Below are 393 nucleotides of genomic sequence, written 5' to 3' on the forward strand. Positions count from 1 at the left end.
TCGATCGTCGCCACCGGATCCTCCCAGTTGCGCACACCGAGATCCTCCAGCGGCCGCACAAGCCGCCGGGCCGGGGCCAGCGAATAGGCCTGGTTGGAATCGATGCGGATCATCGCGCCGTCGCCCAGCTTCTTGCGGATCAGCTCGACCATCTTCAGCGAGACCTTCGGATCCTGGGTCGAGAACTTGCCCTCGAAGAAGGTCGTGCCGTGCCGCTCGTGGAGTTCGACGCAGTAATCGGCGACCGCTTCCGGCGTTTTTTCGCCCTTCACCTTCGCCCCGTCGCCGCGTAGCGAGAAATAATCGGTGAAGGGGATGTCCTTGCGCACCGCGCCGCCGAGCAGCTGATAGAGCGGCTGCTTCCAGGCCTTGCCGCGCAGGTCCCACAACGCC

Annotated in this window: 1 protein-coding gene; it reads right to left on the bottom strand. The window is 64.9% G+C overall.

The annotated features are described in order from the left end of the window. A partial coding sequence (locus EN846_RS33735; RefSeq protein WP_189587194.1) for a mandelate racemase/muconate lactonizing enzyme family protein occupies positions 1 to 393 on the bottom strand: 393 nt, incomplete at both ends.

The sequence above is a fragment of the Mesorhizobium sp. M4B.F.Ca.ET.203.01.1.1 genome (assembly GCF_004791025.1).
In the GTDB taxonomy this organism is placed as follows: Bacteria; Pseudomonadota; Alphaproteobacteria; order Rhizobiales; family Rhizobiaceae; genus Mesorhizobium; species Mesorhizobium abyssinicae.